This is a genomic window from Flavobacterium panici (assembly GCF_903819335.1).
In the GTDB taxonomy this organism is placed as follows: domain Bacteria; phylum Bacteroidota; class Bacteroidia; order Flavobacteriales; family Flavobacteriaceae; genus Flavobacterium; species Flavobacterium panici.
Map to the genome: position 1 here is coordinate 40,222 of NZ_CAIJDE010000041.1, position 15,980 is coordinate 56,201.

Below are 15,980 nucleotides of genomic sequence, written 5' to 3' on the forward strand. Positions count from 1 at the left end.
AATAATTAAGTGTTTTGGCTAAAGCCTAGTTCTCATTCCCTTTTTGATCCCCAGCTAAAGCTGGAGGCAATTTAAAAGTTGGAAATAGATTTATCTTAATATCCAGGATTTTGCGTTAAAAGTCCTGCTGAGGCATCTACTTCTGCTTGCGGAATTGGATACAACATATGCTTGTCTAAGAAAACTTTTCCGTGAGCCGTCATTACTTCTTTTGCAATTCCCCATCTTTTTAAATCGGGCATTCTTTGATTTTCAAAACCTAATTCGGCTCTTCTTTCAGCAATCAGCCAAGTTTTTATAAGAGCTTTATCTCCAGAATTTGGTCTGTCTGGCAATGTTCCTGCGGGTGGAGGAGGACCAACTGAAGTTACCGGAATAGTTTTACTTGGGTCAGCTGGAAAAGCCGGATCCTGAACTCTAACCGTAACAGTTGTAACTGTATTTCTGGCTCTTGCTCTAATTTGGTTTATAATGTCAATCGCGCCTGAATAATTACCTGTTTCATTAAGTGCTTCTGCTTTCCAAAGTAAAACATCAGCATAACGAATAAAAACTTTATTGTTTGGAGCATCATCATCGCCTTTGTTTCCGCCGTCTGTAGTTCCTAAAAGTTTATTAACCCATTGTTCAGGAGCATTTACGGTATATAATTTTCTAGGGTCATTAGGCTCAAACGAAGCTAAAAAATCAGTACTTGGAGCAAAAAATCCCCATCCAAGAGGTGCACAAATTCCGTTACCTTTTCTCGGATCAGCTTGTTTAACATGATTATAAGAGAAAATAACTTCATTGTCTGCATATTCCTTGTTCATATTAAAGTTATCAAAATAATTCGCATCAAGGCTATAAAAACCTGTTGTTTCTAATTCTGATACTAAAGTATTTACAGCCGCCCAGTCTTTATTGTATAGCGCGGTTTTGGCCAAAAGTGCAATAACCGCTCCTTTTGAAACTCTCCATTTTTCTGTATTTGACGAATATTTTAAGTTTGGTAAAAGTCCTTTTGCTGTTTCTAAATCAGTCTTAATTTGGCTCCATACGGTTTCTTTTGGTGCTCTTACGGCTTTATCAAAAGCTTCCTGATATGTTTTTATGGGAGCCAGAATTAATGGTACATCGCCAAAATTAGTTACCAATGAAAAATAATAGTACGAACGTAAAAAATAAGCTTCGCCCAGTAATTGGTTTTTTCTTTGAGTAGAAATTCCGGTAAGCGATTCAATCTCCGGATTTAATAGAAAATTCAATGCAATATTAGTTCTTTTGATACCTTCATAATCGTATTTCCACAATCCGTTTGGACCACCGTTTGTCGAAGTAAAAGTGAAATTATTGATTTCATCCATCCAGGATTGATCACCATCTGGAGACCATTTTTTCTCCATGTCATCAGATGCGATATCATCTATAATAATATCATTTTGAAATACTAGACCTCCGTTCCAATCCCATTCAGCCAGCTGATTTAATCTGTTGGATAACATATCGTAAGAAGAAGTTACAGAGCTTTCTACAGAAGCTAATGTTGGTTTAGAATTGGCTTGTTCCTGAGTTTGCGCTCCGATAGGATCAGTAGTAAGTTCATCTTCGCAGCTTGTTAAGGCAAGCGCAATAAGGATTACTGTTATATATTTATATTTCATGATTCGATTATTAAATTTTAAATTTTAGACCTATTAATATTGTACTAGATTGAGGATAAGTACCCTGATCTATAAAAGAAGTCGATTCTGGATCTAAACCAGTATATTTCGTAAAAGTCAATAAGTTTTGTCCGGATACATACATTCTTAAATACGTATCGCCAATTATTTTAGGATTAAACGTATATCCAATTTCAAGATTTTTTAATCGCAGGTAAGAAGCATCTTCTACAAAAACACTTGAAACCTGACTTCCTCCGTTATCATTCAGTGTATTACGAGGAATTGTGTTACTTGTACCTTCGCCATTCCATGCGTTTAATACAGAAGTAGTAGAATTAAAAGGACGGCTGTCGTAATCTAAAATTTGTTTTAAGTCATTGTAACGATCCACACCTGAAACTCCTTGGAAAAGAAATGACATGTCAAATCTTTTATATGAAGCATTAAATGAAAATCCGTATGTTATTTTCGGGATTGAACTTCCTATAAACGTTCTGTCATTCGCATTAATCTGCCCGTCTCCGTTTAAGTCTTTAAACTTAATATCTCCCGGTTTTGCACCGTTTGAATTAGAATATAAAGCAGCATCTATTTCTGCCTGATTCTGATAAATTCCGTCAAACTTCAATCCGTAATACGAACTAATTGGCTGTCCAACTACGGTTTTGGTGTGCGTTTTGTCATCATTAATTTCAGAAACATATTGCTGTAGCTGTTCTACATTATTTTTTAGTGTAGCAATATTTCCGTTGATGCCGTATTTAAATTCATGGTCATTGTTTTGAAAATTAGCTCCAAACTCAAAACCTTTATTAGTTACAACACCAGCATTAACGTAGGTTTTATTGATTTGACCAACTGTTGCAGACGGAAGTCCTACGGCTAGTAAAATATCATCGGTTCTTTTATCAAAATAATCGACAGAGAAAGTCAGTTTATTTTCTAAAACACCTAAATCAAGACCAAAGTTAGTTTGCGTAGTCGTTTCCCATTTTAAGTCAGGATTACCGTAACGAACCACATTTATGATTCCGCCAGTTTCAGTAACAAGAGTTTCATAGGCATTATTAGGGATTTCCTGATTTCCTGATTGTCCCCAGCTCGCTCTCCATTTTAGGTTAGAAACCCATTTTGCGTTTTCCATGAATTTTTCTCTCGACATAACCCAGCCTCCAGAAACCGAAGGGAAATAACCCCATTTATTATTAGGTCCAAAACGCGAAGAACCATCGGCTCTTATTGTACCAGAAACTAAATATTTATTATCGTATGCATAATTTGCAGAAGCAAAAAAGGAAATAAGATTCCAGCTTTGTGCTGATCCTGAACTGTTTTTGTTAACATCGCTTCCGTAATCCAAATAACGGAAAGGATCTGTCGTATTGTTATAATTCGTTCTGCTTCCACCAACTGCAGATTGGTCGTAACTAACTGTTTCTTCACCTAATAAAGCATTGATACTGTGTTTCTCTGCAAGAGTTTTAGTATAGTTTAAAGTATTGGTAAAGGTAAAAGTTGTGGCTTCACCTCTGTTTTCGTTTAAGTTTGAAGGTCGGTTTTGTCTGCCTTGTCCCGGATATAATTCATTTGGGTCGTTGTCATTATCATCTCCAAAATTTTCTCCAAAAGCTTTATTGTGATCGAAAGTGATTTCAGCACCAAAATTACTTCTGAATTTTAATGATTTATCAGCCAGAAAAGCATATTCTGCATAAACATTTCCAAAGGTTTTAAAAGCAGACCGTACATCATCTGTAAAATTAACGATCGCAATAGGGTTAGATGTCAGCTCATAATTACGGCTCCATCCGCCATTAGGATTATTGTTTAAGTAAAAAGGCAAATCAGTATAAGGATCATTTGCTTTATACGTTGGATCGTTTACATCTTTATAAACTCCTAAAACAGAAGGACGTAATAACGCATGTCTGATAACTCCCGGAGCATCTCCGCTGGAAGACATTTTATCCTGCCTGCTGCTGGTAATTTGAAAGTTAGTACCCACTTTAAGACGTTCTGTAATTTCGGTATTGATATTTGCTCTAAAATTGATACGTCTGTAAGTATCTTTATCGCCCACGACAATACCATTTTGTCCAAAATAACCTCCTGAAATTAAATATTGTGTTTTATCAGTACCTCCGCTGGCTGAAATTTGGAAATTGTCTGTTCTTCCTGCACCAAATAATTCGTTTAACCAGTTTGTGTTTGATAACGAAATTCCGTTAACCTGTCCGTTAGTTCTATCGGTTTGATAAGGACTTATGGCATTAGCAGGATTATTGTTAGAATTGTGCCAGGCCTGATCCATTACAGTCAAATACTGGTCTGCGTTTAGCATTTTTGGAAGGTTAGTAGCATAACTTGTTCCGCCAAAATAATCTACGTCAATATTTGCTTTTCCTTTTGCACCGCTTTTGGTAGTAAGAATAACAACCCCGCCCGAAGATCTTGATCCGTATATAGCCGTTGCAGCAGCATCTTTTAATACGGTCATCGATTTTACATCAGACATGTTCAGGAACGAAATATCACGGGTCGCAACACCATCTACAACATAAAGTACTTCGTTGTTGCCCAATGTGCCTTCACCTCTAATACGTATTTTAAGTCCGTCGCCGGGAGCACCCGTATTAGCCGAAACCGAAACTCCGGCAACTTGGCCTTGTAACGCTTGTCCAACATCAGATACTTTTGTTTTAGCTAATTCGCTCATATCTACAGTTGCAACGGCACCTGTTATGGACGATTTTTTTTCACTTGTATATCCTACAATAACAACTTCATTCAAAGCATTTGAATCTGCTGCCAGCGTAACATTTATTTCTTTTCTGCCAGATACTGCTATTTCCTGAGTTTGATATCCTACATAGCTAAAAATAAGGACAGCGTCTGAACCTGCATTAATGATATAATTACCATCAAAATCGGTTATGGCATAGGTTGAGGTTCCTTTTACATTGATATTTGCCTGCGGCATTGGCCCATCAACATCAGAAACTACACCTTTTACGGTTTGAGCATTCATAATGCTTCCCACCATCATTATTCCAAACAGGAATAACTTATAAATATATTTTTTCATCATGATAAGGAAGTGTTAGTTGGGTTAGTGTTTTGATTGTTTTTTTTCATGGTTAAAAAGGTTAGAGATGTTTGTAAAGTTTTACGATAACGATTGAAATAATTATCGTTTATAAAATTAGCAGGTGTGTACAAGAAACGGTGTACACTATTTCTTCAAAAGTGTACACTGGTGTTTATTGTATTGATATTTAGTATTTTGTGCTTTTTTTAGCTCTTGTTTTTGTATTTGAGCTGGTAATTTTTGGGCGTAGTATTATATAGTTTTTTAAACTCGCGGTAAAAATAAGAGCGATTATTAAAGCCGGAACTATAGCAAACTTCAGATACGGTTAAAATATTCTTTCGCAATAATTCTGCAGCATATTTTAATCGGATGGTTCGAATCAAATCGCCTGGTGTAAAACCAAATATTTGTTTGATTTTTCTATACAATTGTGAATTGCTGATACCTAGTTCTTTTTCGATAAATAAACTTTGAAGATTTTCATTGTCAATATTGCGGCGAATTAGTTCTATTACTTTTTTTATAAAGTCTTTTTCATCATTATTTATAGGCAGAGAAGCCAGATTTTCGATAGGAGTATCTTGTGTAAAATGTCTTGAGATCAGCTCTTTTTCTTCCAGCAGTTTTTGAACCCTTATCAATAAATGATCCGGATAAAATGGTTTTGCGATATAGGAATTGGCGCCACTTTCAATTCCTTCAATTCGATGCAGCACAGAATCTTTTGCGGTTAACATGATAAACGGAATATGACAGGTTTTAAGATCATTTTTGATTATTTTACAAAAGTCAATTCCGTCCATAAATGGCATCATGACATCACTGATAATAAGATCAGGGATTTCATTTTCAATAATTTTTAAAGCTTCTAAACCGTTATATGCTGTAATAAGCTTATACTTTTGATCTAATAAATCATTCAGAAGCAAATGAATTTCTTTTTCATCTTCAACAATCAATATTGATTTTCGATCATCTGTAATATGACTTAATGATGAAATTTTATCCGGAGTTTCTTCCTCTTTGGCCGGAGTTTCTTCGAGAATATTTTTTAAATGATTCGAAATTAAAATGGCGCTTGCAGTACTGTCCAGTTCTTTTTCATCAAAAGAAGCTTTATTGCAAGGCAGTAAAACAGTAAATGTTGTTTCGACATTCTCCTGACTTGAAACCGAAATTTCGCCTCTTAATGCCGTAATTAATTTTTTTACATATGCCAGACCAATACCTGTTCTAAACATGGTATTATCTGCATCTGTATTTAATTTAGCTAAGAAAAACTGATCAAATAACGAATCTGATTCTTCTTTCGAAATTCCTTTTCCTGTATTGGTTATGGTGATATTTAATTTTTCTGCGCCAATATCCTGAATGCTGAACTTCAGGGTTATTTTTCCGTTTTCAGGCGTATATTTAAAAGCATTCGACATTAGATTAAATACTATTTTTTCTATTTTATCTTTGTCAAACCATCCTAATAAAACTGGCGGAATATCAAGCGAATAACTAATGTTTTTTTCGATTGCCCATTCGTCAAACAATTCGGCAATTTGTTCGATTAAATTTACCAGATCAAAATTTTTCACATTTACTTCGATATGGTCAAATTCAGCTTTTCTAAATTCAAGCAATTGCTGCGTCAGGAACAATAAACGCGAAGAATTTCGCTGAATCATGTGTATGAATTTCGTATTTCTCTCGCTGAGGTTGGTTACTTCAGAAAGCTTTTGAATTGGGCCAACAATTAAAGTAAGCGGTGTTTGAAATTCATGGGCTATTTCTGTAAAAAAAGTTAGCCTGTTTTCATGTATTTCCATTTCCCTTTTCCTAAATAAGATGTTTTGGTTTAGGGATTGACGTTTTTTGTAATAGCTCTGAATAAAAAACGCAAAAGCCAATAGGAGCAGGGCATAAATTAAAAAGGCAATGTTGGACTGCCAGTATACCGGTTTAACACGTATATCAACAGCCTGAACCGGTTTAGTCCAGACACCATCACTGTTTGACCATTTTATCCATAAAGAATAGTTTCCTTTAGGAACGTTTGTAAAAGAAATAATTCTTCGATTATCAATAACATTCCAGTCTTTGTCAAAATTCTTTAATTGGTAAGCATATTGACATTTTTCAGTATTGATAAAAGTCAGGGCAGTCAGTTCAATATCAAAAAAGTTTTGATTATGATTTAAAACAATAGAAGGATGAGAAGTAGAATTTGGAGCGATAACCAATCCTTGATAATAGGGCAGCGGCTGATTCTGTCCACTTATTTTATCAATAAAAAGATCTGGAATTATGTTTGACTCTTTTATATTTTGAGGTAAAAAATAATTAAATCCTTTTATACCGCCCATAAATATAAAATCTGATTTTAGATTTTGATAAAAAGCGCCGTCAGCAAATTCATTGTTTTGAAGCCCTTCGTTTTTAGTATAATTCGTAAAGTTTAATTCTTTGACATTAAAATTAGAAAGACCGAAATTGGTGCTTAACCAGAGATTGTTTTTTTTATCACAAACAATTCCGTGGATGGTATTATTAGGCAAACCGTCTTTTACCGTAAAACTTTTAAATACAGGTTTTCCATTTTTTGTTTCTAATAAGTTTAAGCCGAGACTGGTTCCAATCCAAAGCCTGTTTTTAGCATCGGTAACCAAACATAAAATATCATTGTTGGATAAACTTTCAGGATCATTTTTATGGTTTCTGTAAGCATAAAAACGTTCTGATTTGATATCGAATAAATTTAATCCACCTAAACGAGTACCAATCCAGAGTTGATTTTTGTTTTTTGGAATTATCGAAAAGACAATATTACTGCTCAATGCATTACTTTGATTATTATTGGCCGCATAGTTTTTAAAATCAGAAACTTTTAGATTATTTCCTAAATGCTCAATTTTAAATCGAAACATACCATATCCGTTTGTTCCAACCCATATAAAACCATTTTCATCCTGATAAATAGAATAAACAGATTTAAAGTACGAACAGGCGTCGCTGCCTATAATTTCTTTCCAGGTAAATAATTTTGATTTTTTTGAATCATAAACGGTAATACCATCGCCATCTGTACCAATAAAAATTAGATCATCTTGTCCTTTGTGTAAACAAAATACCGAATTGTTTATGGCGCTGTTGCTCTCGTTGTAATTTTTATAATCTAATGGTTTTTCAGGATTTGAATAAAAATTTGGAGAGAATTTAAACAAACCTTTTCCTTTTGTACCAATAAGAAAAGAATGATCTTCTAATTCTAAAAATGCCCTCACAATAGCACCATCCAGTTCTGGAACCTCTGTTTTAGAAACGAGATTAAAAGGTTTTTTAAGCGGACTTATTTTAAAAATTCCGTCGCCATCTGTTCCTGCCCAAAACATGTTTTCGTTTCCCTGAATGAGAACGGTCGTTTTGTTTTTTAAATGTTTAAGCCAATCTTTTTTTACCTCAACACCATTTTGGTCTAAAACAGCATATCCTGATTTGTCCAGAACGATAAGGCCTTCAGTAATTTTTCCTATAATTTTTTCAATATGATTTTTATGGAAGGGAGTAATTTCATTGTTTAAAGAATATAAATTGCTGTTTCCGTTTAGTGATACTGTAACAATTTTTTGTTTCGAAATTTCATCAAATGACTGAATGTCTTTCGAAATTAGTTTTATTCCTGAAATCCCTTTTTTGCCATTTTTATCGGTTTCAATGGATAATTTGTAGAGATCATTATTTTCAAACAAAACCAGCAATTCACCTTTTTGTGTAAACTGCATTTTTTTTACTGCCTTTTTAGGGAGATTTTTTGAATTTAATAATTGAAAATTATCATTTTCAAAATAACCAATTCCCCAATTTTTCGCAGCACAAAATACTCTCTTAGAAGAGTCCAGTGCCATGTTAAATTCAGATTCAGATAACGGCGAGATATCTTTTCTCGAAAAATAATAGCGTTGAAAAGTACCCGTTTTTTTATCAAATCGATTTATACCGTGTATGGTAACAATCCAGATGTTGCCATTGTTGTCTTCTTCTATTTTTAAAATAACCTGATTACTCAGACTGTTCTCATTATTTGCTTCCGGTCTGTAAATTTTAAAGTTACTGCCGTCATAACGGTTTAAACCGTCCCAGGTTCCTATCCAGAGTAAATTGTCAGAATCCTGAAAAATAGTATTAATAGAACTATTTGAGAGTCCTTTGTTATTATCCAACTGCTCAGATGAATACTCTACGTCAATTGTTTTAGAGTTTTGATTGTGGATATGTAATGGAGTGGTTTTTAAAAACGGACTCTTTTGAGTATTATTTATAGAAATGTTTTTCTCTTTATTGTCACATGAAAAGAAAATCATTAAGACAAAATATAAGAGAATAGCTTTAATCTTCACTGTACTTTTTTTTTAATAGTTTCATTCAGAATAGCTATTTTTTCCTAGCATATTGGTTTGCTCGAAATAGCTATATAGATCTTTGTGAAATGATTCTTGATTTAAAAAAGTATTTCACGATGCTTAAAGATATAGGAATATACAATGATACGCTATGATTTTAGTCATATTTTTTTATCTTTCATTAATAAGAAGACTGAGTTTTAAAATAAGGGAATAAAAAAAAGCTGATACTTTTTTTAGTACCAGCTTTACTTTTTTTATACTTTCTTGACCTTTTTGAGGGCTTCAACATAATACTCGTTTACTTTTTCCCAGTTTATGTGTTCGTAAAAAGCATCAATATAACTTCCTTTTCGGTTTTGATAATCCAGATAATATGCATGTTCCCATAAATCAATGCCTAAAATTGGCGTTCCGGGAATCAATGCATTTTTCATTAACGGATTATCCTGATCTTCTGTAGTTGTAATTTGTAACTTTCCATATCGGTCTACAACCAGCCAAACCCAGCCAGAACCAAATTGCTTTTCAGCCTGACCTTTAAACTGATTGGTAAGATTATTAAAAGATCCAAATTCTTTATCAATTGAACTCGCAAGTGTATCTTTTGGAGTCTGCTGCTTTGGAGTCAAAACATTAAAATAAAGCGTATGATTGTAATATCCGCCCGCGTTTTGACGAAGCTTAGCGTTATTAAGATCCATCTTTTTTAAAATATCCTCAATTGGCATATTTTCAAATTCAGTAGATACAATCTCTTTATTAAAATTATTTGTATACGATAAATAGTGCTTAGAATAATGCGTTTCTAAAGTTAAGGAACGTAACGCAGGGCTTAATCCGTCGTAAGCAAAAGACAGTTTTGTAAGTTCAAACGAACCGGGATCTGCTTTTACATCATTTGGAGAGCCAATTGTTATTTTTTCTTCTTTAGTAGGCAGCGGAACTTCTACAACTTCAGTTAGCTTATTGTTATCATTACAAGAAAATAATAGAAAAAATGAAGCTAAAATGCTGAAACGAACAATGTTATTCTTCATAATATTAATTTATTTTGATGTTAGTGAATTAATGATTTCGATGTAACACTCCTTAGCTTCATCAATCGATAAATGACTAATCTGCATCCAGGCATTCGTTTTAAAAGCATTTCGTAAATCAAAATTCTCAGACTGATTGTAAACCGCAGTTCCAAAAGTAGCCTGTTTGTAAAACGCATAAAGTCTTAGCTGCACATCTTGCGGCAGTGAGGCCTGAGTCATTTTCAATGCAGTTTCAACAGCCTCGTTAAAGCGTGTATCTAAATCTTTTTCTGCCATTTACGCTTTTGTAGCAATAATAGTTTTTCCTCCAATTGCTTTTTGGTCTAAAACCACGTTAATTGGTGTACCTAAAGGTAAAAATAAATCTACTCTCGATCCAAATTTAATAAATCCGGCATCAGTTCCCTGAATAACCTGCATTCCTTCCTGAGCGTAGTTTACAATTCTACGTGCCAAAGCACCGGCAATTTGTCTGTAAAGAATGGCACCAAAAGTGTCATTTTCGATTACTACAGTTGTTCTTTCGTTTTCCTCACTGGCTTTTGGGTGCCATGCAACCAAAAATTTTCCAGGGTGGTATTTGCTAAATTTTATAATTCCGTCCATCGCATAACGAGTAACGTGAACATTGATAGGTGACATAAAAATAGAAACCTGTAAGCGTTTATCTTTAAAGTATTCACCTTCGTAAACTTCTTCAATAACCACAACTTTTCCATCAACAGGAGCAAGGATATGATCGCTGTTTCTTACAGCAATTCTTTTAGGATTTCTAAAAAATTGTAAAATAATGATCAAAATCAATAATGCTGCTATCTGAACTAGCATTCTCAGCCAATTGATATCAATAAATCTATCAGCAATTACAAGTACGGCAACAGTGAAAACTGTTCCTAATAAAATAGATGGGGCTCCTTCTTTATGAAACATAATATAAAATTTGATAAAATAAAAATATAATTGGTGCTACAAATATAACACTATCTAGTCGATCTAAGATGCCTCCGTGTCCGGGCATAATCGAACCGCTGTCTTTAATGCAGGCAATTCGTTTAAATTTTGACTCGATCAAATCACCGATCGTTCCAAAAACACTCACAATTAAAGCAATAATTGTCCATATGAGGATAGATTTACCGCTAAAAGCCGGATTAGGCTGTATGTATAATTTTGAAATCAAGAACCCTGCAAAAGCCGCAAAAACCATTCCGCCCAGAAATCCTTCAATTGTTTTTTTAGGCGAAACACGCTCAAATAACTTATGTTTTCCCATTGATTTTCCAACCAGATAAGCAAAAGTGTCATTTGTCCAGATTAATACAAACAGACCTATGATGATTTTTGGATTGTAATCATTTGTTCCAAAGGAAATTTTTACGATAAAAAGAAATGGTAATGCAATGTATCCTAAAAGATATAGATATTTTGAGGAGGTGCTTATTTTTTGAACAGAGTCGTAAAATAAAAAGATAATACACTTAATAGATACAACCAGTGTAATGGCTAAAAGTACAATATCTAACTGCTGAATATTGGTTTCTAAATCAAGGTTTGATTTAAAAATATTATTTAAATAAGCTGAAGTTTGTTTATTGTAATGACTAATTAGTATTACTATGGTATAAAGTAATGTCCCAAATAAAATCGAAAAGACTTTGTTAAGATTTACAATATTTGAAAATTCATAAATGGTAATAATTAGGAAAATTCCAAAGAGAATGATAAAGCTTTCGGTAGAAAACAAGATTGAAGTTAACAACAGAGCAATATAAACAGCACCAGAAATGGTTCTTTTAAGCGTTTCGTTCATCTTAAAGATCTTCTAAGAGCAATAAATAAAGATTTTTGGCAACACTTCCGTATTGGGTAAAATCTTCTTCTTTTGCTTTTTCGAAATATTTTATAGTGGTGATATTTGTCGGGATATCTCGATCATATTTACGTTTAATGGCACTTAAACCATCACTTTTCATTGGGAGAATCTGACTAGTTGTTGCAAGAATTACAATATTTGCGGGTAATTCGTTCGGTTTATTTTGTCTAATCTGTTTTGAAGAGAAAAGAATAGAACCTTCATCTGCAATCAGGTTTTCGCAGCTTGCTAATAAAAATTTTGGTTTAGATGGAGCAATATAAAATAATTTGTTTTCGTCCAATAAATGAAAAAGAGCCGGTTCGTAACATAATACTTCACTTTCAAACCAGTCATTTTCTTCTAAAATATTTTCGAATTGTTCTGCAGCTTCCTGATTGTTTTCACAATACAAAAATTTACCGCCATTTTTCTTAAAGTTAAAGATGAATTGTTCGTCTAAAGACAAATGACTATTTGGAGCAGGAGTTCCTGCGTACTCACTTTCGTGTTCTTCGTCAGAAGCAGATTCGCTGGAACCAAATATTTTTTTGAAAAAATTCATTTTTTATATGAAATACTTTACATGTTAATTGAAAACGTTCAAAGATAAAAAAATCTTAATTCAAAAGGGTATTTTGAATTTAGATTTTAAAAAATATTGTGTATTTAATGAATAATTTACGAAACGACTTCTTCTAAATTTTTGTCAAAAGTACGTTTTCCGAAAATTGCTTCTAAGTCATCTTTAAAAATAACTTCTTTTTCAATTAATATATCAGCAAGCTGATTTAGCTTGTCTTTGTTTTCTTGTAAAATTTGAATAGCTCTTTGGTATTGACCTTCAATTAATTCTGAAATTTCTTTGTCAATAACTTTTGCTGTTTCATCAGAATATGGTTTTGAAAAGTTGTATTCACTTTGTCCAGATGAATCGTAGTAAGTGACATTTCCAATTTTATCGTTTAAACCATAAATCGTTACCATTGCACGAGCCTGACGTGTAACTTTTTCTAAATCGCTTAATGCACCAGTCGAAATTCTGTCAAAAGTTACCTTTTCAGCAGCTCTTCCTCCCATAGTAGCACACATTTCGTCAAGCATTTGATCAGTTCTTACGATTTGTCTTTCTTCTGGTAAGTACCATGCAGCACCTAAACTTTGTCCACGGGGTACAATAGTTACTTTAATAAGCGGAGCAGCATGTTCCAGCATCCAGCTTACCGTTGCGTGACCAGCTTCGTGAATTGCGATTGCTCTTTTCTCTTCTGGAGTAATAATTTTATTTTTCTTTTCAAGACCTCCAATAATTCTGTCAACAGCATCAAGGAAATCTTGTCTGTCAACTGCAGGTTTGTTGTTACGGGCAGCAATTAAAGCAGCTTCGTTACAAACGTTTGCAATATCAGCACCAGAGAATCCCGGAGTTTGTTTTGCTAAGAAATCAAGATCTAATCCTTCAACTTTTTTGATAGGAGCTAAGTGAACTTTGAAAATTTCAGCTCTTTCGCGAATGTCCGGTAAGTCAACAAAAATTTGTCTGTCAAAACGTCCTGCACGCATTAAAGCTTTATCAAGAACGTCGGCTCTGTTTGTTGCAGCTAAAACAATTACATTAGAGTTAGTACCAAAACCGTCCATTTCTGTCAATAACTGGTTTAAAGTGTTTTCTCTTTCGTCGTTTCCGCCAGACATATTGCTTTTTCCACGGGCTCTACCTACAGCATCAATCTCATCGATAAAGATAATTGCCGGAGATTTTTCTTTTGCCTGTTTAAACAAATCACGTACACGAGATGCACCAACTCCCACAAACATTTCAACAAAATCAGAACCTGATAATGAGAAAAACGGAACCTGTGCTTCACCCGCAACAGCTTTTGCTAATAATGTTTTACCAGTTCCAGGAGGCCCTACAAGTAAAGCTCCTTTAGGAATTTTACCTCCAAGATTGGTATATTTTTCAGGGTTTTTAAGGAACTCTACAATTTCTTGTATTTCTTCTTTAGCACCTTCTAAACCAGCAACATCTTTAAATGTAGTTTTGATATCTGTTTTTTCATCAAAAAGTTTAGCTTTTGATTTTCCAATATTGAAAATCTGTCCGCCTCCGCCAGCACCTCCGCCAGACATTTTACGCATAATGAAAATCCATACACCAATAATGATGATGATAGGAAGTAAGCTGATTAAAATATCGCTCCAGTTATTTTTTTGAAGGAAATTGAAATCTTTTAGTTTGCCTTCGCCAACTGCTTTTTCAAGTTTAGTTTGAAAGATTTGGTCGTTACCAATCTCTAAAGTATAGTGCGGCCCTTTATTAGGGTTTTTAAAAATATCTTTAGAAACCTTTTCGTTTGCCGGGTCTTTAAGAGCAGCAGCAGTCAGGTACACTTCAGCTTCGGCTTTATTGTAAACGATCACTTTTTCAATTTGACCTTTTTCTAATAAAGTGTTGAATTTAGAAGAAGTCAATTGTGCAGGTTCGCTTAAATTAGATCCACCGGTTGCAAAACTTATAAATAAAAAAACTAGAAGTATTGCGGTATATATTAACCAGGGACTTATTTTAAATTTACTCGGATTTGGATTATTATCTTTAGCCATTTAGAAAAATTTTTCTTTTAGTATTTGTTTTCGATTGTAGTTATTTTGGCGTCACCCCAAAGGCTTTCGATATTATAGTATTCACGAATGTGTTTTTGGAAAACATGTACCACGATATGCACATAATCCATAAGAACCCATTCTGCATTATCGGTTCCTTCTACGTGCCAGGGTTTGTCTTTTAAGTCTTTTGAAACTGTTTTTTGAATTGAGTTTACAATGGCGTTAACTTGGGTATTTGAGCTACCGTTACAAATGACAAAATAGTCACAAACTGCTGTGTCTATATCTCTTAAGTCAAGAATGTCGATATCATTTCCTTTTACTTCCTCAATCCCTTTGATTATGTTCGCCAATAGAACATCATTATTAATAGTCTTTTTCGCCATGAATTATTTTATATGAATTTGTAAAGTTACCAAATTTTGTGATTATTTTTGAACCTTAACAAAATATTAAATTAAGATATTTAAATTATTTAATGAAACTAATCAAACTCGATGCCATAGATTCCACAAATGATTTCTTAAAATCATTGTCAAGTCAGGATGAACTGGAGAATTTTACGGTGGTAACGGCTGAAAATCAGACAAAAGGCAAGGGGCAAATGGGGGCAAAGTGGAGCTCTGAGACGGGTAAAAACTTAATTATGAGCGTCTTGGTGAAAGATTTCCTGTTTGATAATGAGCAGGTTTTCAATTTGAGTATTGTAGTTTCCTTAGCTGTTTTAGATGCGTTGAAATCGTTAAATATTCCTGATTTATGCATAAAATGGCCAAACGACATAATGTCATACAATAAAAAAATTGGTGGCATTTTGATAGAAAATACTCTAAAAAGCGATGGCAGGATCGTGTCAGTTGTCGGAATCGGAATAAATGTCAATCAAACCAATTATAAAGATCTGCCTCGTGGTTCTTCTCTGGCAGTCATCTCTGGAAAAACTTTTGACAAAGAGAATCTGGCAATTTTAATTACTGAAAAAATACAAGAGAAAATCGAATTATGGATTACCTCATCATCTCTTTTTTGGATAGATTATTTTAATTCGCTGTTCAAAAAAGGAGTTCCAATGCCTTTTAAAAATCTTCAGGATAAAAATTTTATGGGAATTATCCAAGGCGTTTCTCCTATTGGAAAATTGCAGGTTTTATTGGAAGATGATTCTGTTTCTGAATTTGAGATAAAGGAGATTCAGATGCTTTACTAAGTTGCTAAGATACTTAGATAATAAGATTCTAAGTTTTTTTTTCGTACTGTTTGTCATTTCGATTTCTATGATAAAACCAAATCTTTTTCATAAAAGGTTTGGTTTTTTATTACTGCAAAAACTCGATGGATTATTTTGTTTCT

Annotated in this window: 11 protein-coding genes; 1 reads left to right on the forward strand and 10 read right to left on the reverse strand. The window is 33.7% G+C overall.

The genetic code is table 11. The features are described from left to right. Window positions 1–95: 95 nt before the first annotated feature. The 10 genes from FLAPXU55_RS11120 to rsfS form a co-directional block, all read right to left on the reverse strand. A complete protein-coding gene (locus tag FLAPXU55_RS11120) occupies window positions 96–1,643 on the reverse strand; it encodes a RagB/SusD family nutrient uptake outer membrane protein (RefSeq protein ID WP_180857712.1) in 1,548 nt (515 codons plus the stop codon). Window positions 1,644–1,653: 10 nt separating this feature from the next. After that, the gene (locus FLAPXU55_RS11125) at window positions 1,654–4,734 is read right to left on the reverse strand and encodes a SusC/RagA family TonB-linked outer membrane protein (RefSeq protein ID WP_180857713.1); all 3,081 of its coding nucleotides are present in this window, start codon (window positions 4,732–4,734) and stop codon (window positions 1,654–1,656) included. Window positions 4,735–4,940: 206 nt separating this feature from the next. Continuing rightward, window positions 4,941–9,122, reverse strand: a complete 4,182-nt coding sequence (locus FLAPXU55_RS11130; RefSeq protein WP_180857714.1) for a two-component regulator propeller domain-containing protein — start codon at window positions 9,120–9,122, stop codon at window positions 4,941–4,943. Window positions 9,123–9,382: 260 nt separating this feature from the next. Further along, window positions 9,383–10,165, reverse strand: a complete 783-nt coding sequence (locus FLAPXU55_RS11135) for a superoxide dismutase (protein WP_053473545.1) — start codon at window positions 10,163–10,165, stop codon at window positions 9,383–9,385. Between the two features lie 9 nt (window positions 10,166–10,174). After that, window positions 10,175–10,444 (reverse strand): acyl-CoA-binding protein, encoded by a 270-nt coding sequence (locus FLAPXU55_RS11140; protein WP_053473544.1) that lies wholly within the window; start codon window positions 10,442–10,444, stop codon window positions 10,175–10,177. Then, on the reverse strand, window positions 10,445–11,098 hold the full coding sequence (locus FLAPXU55_RS11145) for a phosphatidylserine decarboxylase family protein (RefSeq protein ID WP_053473543.1): 654 nt from the start codon (window positions 11,096–11,098) through the stop codon (window positions 10,445–10,447). Then, window positions 11,088–11,978: a phosphatidate cytidylyltransferase gene (locus FLAPXU55_RS11150; RefSeq protein ID WP_180857715.1), complete on the reverse strand. Its 891-nt coding sequence runs from the start codon at window positions 11,976–11,978 to the stop codon at window positions 11,088–11,090. The genes FLAPXU55_RS11145 and FLAPXU55_RS11150 overlap by 11 nt, the downstream gene beginning before the upstream one ends. A gap of 1 nt (window position 11,979) precedes the next feature. Continuing rightward, entirely contained in the window at window positions 11,980–12,585 is a 606-nt protein-coding gene (locus tag FLAPXU55_RS11155; RefSeq protein WP_053473541.1) for a lactate utilization protein B/C, read from the reverse strand. Between the two features lie 116 nt (window positions 12,586–12,701). Continuing rightward, window positions 12,702–14,627, reverse strand: coding sequence for an ATP-dependent zinc metalloprotease FtsH (gene ftsH / locus FLAPXU55_RS11160; RefSeq protein ID WP_053473540.1), 1,926 nt, complete (start codon window positions 14,625–14,627; stop codon window positions 12,702–12,704). 17 nt (window positions 14,628–14,644) lie between these two features. Then, a complete protein-coding gene (gene rsfS, locus FLAPXU55_RS11165; RefSeq protein WP_012024667.1) occupies window positions 14,645–15,016 on the reverse strand; it encodes a ribosome silencing factor in 372 nt (123 codons plus the stop codon). A gap of 92 nt (window positions 15,017–15,108) precedes the next feature. Between rsfS and FLAPXU55_RS11170 the strand changes: the two genes are divergently transcribed. Beyond that, the gene (locus FLAPXU55_RS11170; protein WP_180857716.1) at window positions 15,109–15,837 is read left to right on the forward strand and encodes a biotin--[acetyl-CoA-carboxylase] ligase; all 729 of its coding nucleotides are present in this window, start codon (window positions 15,109–15,111) and stop codon (window positions 15,835–15,837) included. The last annotated feature ends 143 nt before the right edge of the window (window positions 15,838–15,980 follow it).